Below are 3,108 nucleotides of genomic sequence, written 5' to 3' on the forward strand. Positions count from 1 at the left end.
AGGCGCTTGGTCAGGTCGCCCTCGCCCTGGGCGATGTCCTGCATGGCACGGCCCATCAGGTGCAGCGGCTGCATCAGCAGGCGGATCAGCAGGCCGAGCAGGACCAGGATGGCGACGATGGAGATCAGCGCGGCGGCGATGGCCGAGACGCGGAACTTGCTGAGCATGGCGTAGGCCTTGTCCTTGTCGATGGACAGCGCCAGGTACCAGGTCACCGAAGGCAGGCCCTTGATAGGGGTAAAGGCGAGGATGCGGGTATGCCCGTGCAATTCGGCCTCGCTGAAACCGGTGGCGATCTTCGGCGTGTTCTGCGGGTAGACCTCGCTCAGGGTCTTCATCACCTGCTCTTTGTCCGGGTGCACCAGGATCTTGCCGTCGCCGCTGACCAGGAAGGCGTAGCCCATGCCGCTGAAGTCCAGCGAATTGATGATCTGCACCAGGGTCTTCAGGCTGAGGTCGCCGCCTACCACGCCGAGGGTGTTGCCAGCGGCCTTCACCGGTGTCGCCGCGGTGATGATCAATTCCTGGGTGGCGGCGTCGACGTAGGGTTCGGTCAGGGTCAGGCCGCCGGCCGCCACGGCGTCCTTGTACCAGGGCCGGCTGCGCGGATCGTAGCCGGCCGGCATCGGGCTGTCCGGGCGCATGGTGAAGACGCCGTCCTGCTGGCCGAGGTAGGTGAAGCTGAAGGTCGAGGTCAGGGCCGGCTGTTCGAGCAGGGCGCTGACGGCTTCCGGGCTGTGGTCGCGGGCCAGGGTCTGGGCGGTCTGCTCGACCAGCAGCAGACGGCCGCCGAGCCAGTTCTGAATGTTGCTGGAAGTCACGTCACCCATTTCCCGCAGGTAGCTTTCGAGGTCCTCGCGGATCGCGTTGCGCTGCAGGTAATCGTTGTAGAGGGTGAACAGTGCGAAAGCGGCGAACACCACGAGGGAGGCCGCGAGGAGGATCTTGTGGCTGAACTTCAGACTTTTGATCATGTTGTATTGCGTCCAGGAGTATGTAGCGCCAGTCTTTGACCAGACCCCTGCGACCGTTCCGCGGGCGCAGGGGCTTTCCGTACGCCTTGCAGCGTCGGGCGGATCGCGCGGGTGGGTAGTCCGTCGACCCAGGCACGGCCTTGTGCCACGAAGCCACGGTTCCCTGGGTGGCTCCGAAGAATGCGTGATACGGATACGATGGCGATTTTTCCTGTCTCAGCAAGGCCCGAAGGTCTTCGCTGAAGCTGGACGGCCAGATCGGGTCGATGCGCTGGCCCGACGCCCTTCGCGGGAACCCGCGCATATTGGTACGTGGGTTCCGCTGGAAGCCCCGTTGCACAAGGGCTTTCCCTTACTGTCGGCACAGCGTGCCGGAGCTTTAGTCCCGAGGATGAATGGATGTCGCAAGCGAATGAGTTGTTGATCGGCGCTGGCCCCGATGGCCAGCCGGTAGGACAGGCCTGGCGCCTGGCCAACCGTCATGGATTGATCGCCGGCGCCACCGGTACCGGCAAGACGGTGACCTTGCAGCACCTCGCCGAATCCTTCAGCGATGCCGGTGTCGCGGTGTTCGCCGCCGACATCAAGGGCGACCTGTGCGGCATCGCCGCGCCGGGCAACCCGCAGGGCAAGGTCGCCGAACGTATCGCCAGCATGCCGTGGCTGAACTACCAGCCGAAGGCCTACCCGACCACGCTCTGGGACATCGCCGGGAAGACCGGCCACCCGTTGCGCACCACCATCAGCGAGATGGGCCCGCTGCTGCTGGCCAACCTCCTGGAGTTGACCGATAGCCAGCAGGCCGCGCTGTTCGCCGCCTTCCAGGTGGCCGACCGGGAAGGCCTGCTGCTGCTCGACCTGAAGGACCTGAAGGCGCTGCTCAACCATCTGAAGGACAATCCGGAAATCCTTGGCGAGGACCGGGCGCTGTTCACTGGCGCTTCCGGGCAGGCGCTGCTGCGCCGCCTGGCCACTCTGGAGCAGCAGGGCGCCGAGGCCTTCTTCGGCGAGCCTGCCCTGCAACTGGAAGACATCCTCCGCCCCGAGCCGGACGGGCGCGGGCGCATCCACCTGCTCGACGCCAGCCGCCTGGTGCACGAGGCGCCGAAGGTCTACGCGACTTTCCTGCTCTGGCTGTTGGCCGAGCTGTTCGAGCAACTGCCGGAGCGCGGCGATGCCGACAAGCCGGTGCTGGCACTGTTCTTCGACGAGGCCCACCTGCTGTTCAACGGCACGCCGAAAGCCTTGCGCGACCGCCTGGAACAGGTGGTCCGGCTGATCCGCTCGAAAGGCGTCGGGGTGTACTTCGTCACCCAGTCGCCGGGCGACCTGCCGGACGATGTCCTGGCCCAGCTCGGCCTGCGTATCCAGCATGGCCTGCGCGCCTTCACCGCCAAGGAGCAGAAATCGCTGCGCGCGGTGGCCGACGGTTTCCGCCCGAACCCGGCGTTCGACACCCTGGGGGTGCTGACCGAACTGGGTATCGGCGAGGCGTTGGTCGGCACCCTGGAGGAAAAGGGCACGCCGGCCATGGTCCAGCGCGTCGCGGTGGCGCCGCCCTATTCGCGGATCGGCCCGCTGAGCGACAGCGAGCGCGCTGAACTGGTCCAGCGGTCGCCGTTGAAGGGTCGCTACGACCAGCCGATCGATCGCGAGTCGGCCTACGAGGTGCTGGCGAACAAGGCGGGCGCCAAGCCCGAGGTCCAGGGCCAGGCGACTGCTCAGCAGGAAAGCTCGTCCGGCGTCGGCGGCATGGCCGGGCAGATTCTCGGCAGCCTGCTGTCCAATTCGACGGTGAAGAGCGCCATGCGCCAGGCGGCCAACCAGTTGAGCCGGGAGCTGGTGCGTGGCCTGCTCGGCTCGTTGATGGGCGGGAAGAAGCGGCGCTGAGCGCCAGGCCATGAAAAAGGCGCCCGCGGGCGCCTTTTTCATGGGGGCTGGATGATCGCCGGCTAACCGCTTCGCGGTTAGCCGGCCTGTGGGACGGACGGGCTCAGATCTTGAAGCTGTCCACCAGGTGCCGCAGGCGCCCGGCCTGGGTTTCCAGCTCGCCGCAGGCGCGCAGGGTGGCCTGGAGGTTCTCCACGCCTTCCTGGTTGAGGGTGTTGATCTCGGTGATGTCCATGTTCAGCGA

The 3,108-nt window shown here is 66.4% G+C and carries 2 protein-coding genes and 1 pseudogene; 1 reads left to right on the plus strand and 2 read right to left on the minus strand.

Features of this window, described 5'->3' with window-relative positions; genetic code table 11:
• Positions 1-974 (minus strand): annotated as a pseudogene (pctA, locus tag HMPREF1224_RS33945) (methyl-accepting chemotaxis protein PctA); the annotation flags it as partial.
• A 399-nt stretch (positions 975-1,373) separates the two neighbouring features.
• Here pctA and HMPREF1224_RS33950 point away from each other — a divergent pair.
• Complete coding sequence (locus tag HMPREF1224_RS33950) at positions 1,374-2,864, plus strand: helicase HerA-like C-terminal domain-containing protein (RefSeq protein ID WP_003114975.1); 1,491 nt, start codon at positions 1,374-1,376, stop codon at positions 2,862-2,864.
• Between the two features lie 103 nt (positions 2,865-2,967).
• Here HMPREF1224_RS33950 and HMPREF1224_RS45970 read toward each other — a convergent pair.
• Positions 2,968-3,108: hypothetical protein (locus HMPREF1224_RS45970; RefSeq protein ID WP_010793821.1), on the minus strand; the 141-nt coding region annotated here is incomplete at its 5' end.

Origin of the sequence: Pseudomonas sp. P179 (assembly GCF_000478485.2) — a bacterium.
In the GTDB taxonomy this organism is placed as follows: Bacteria; Pseudomonadota; Gammaproteobacteria; order Pseudomonadales; family Pseudomonadaceae; genus Pseudomonas; species Pseudomonas aeruginosa.

Excerpts from the sequence above, each read along its gene's own strand:
- HMPREF1224_RS33950 (WP_003114975.1), top strand. The coding sequence starts at position 1,374 with ATGTCGCAAGCGAATGAGTTGTTGATCGGCGCTGGCCCCGATGGCCAG.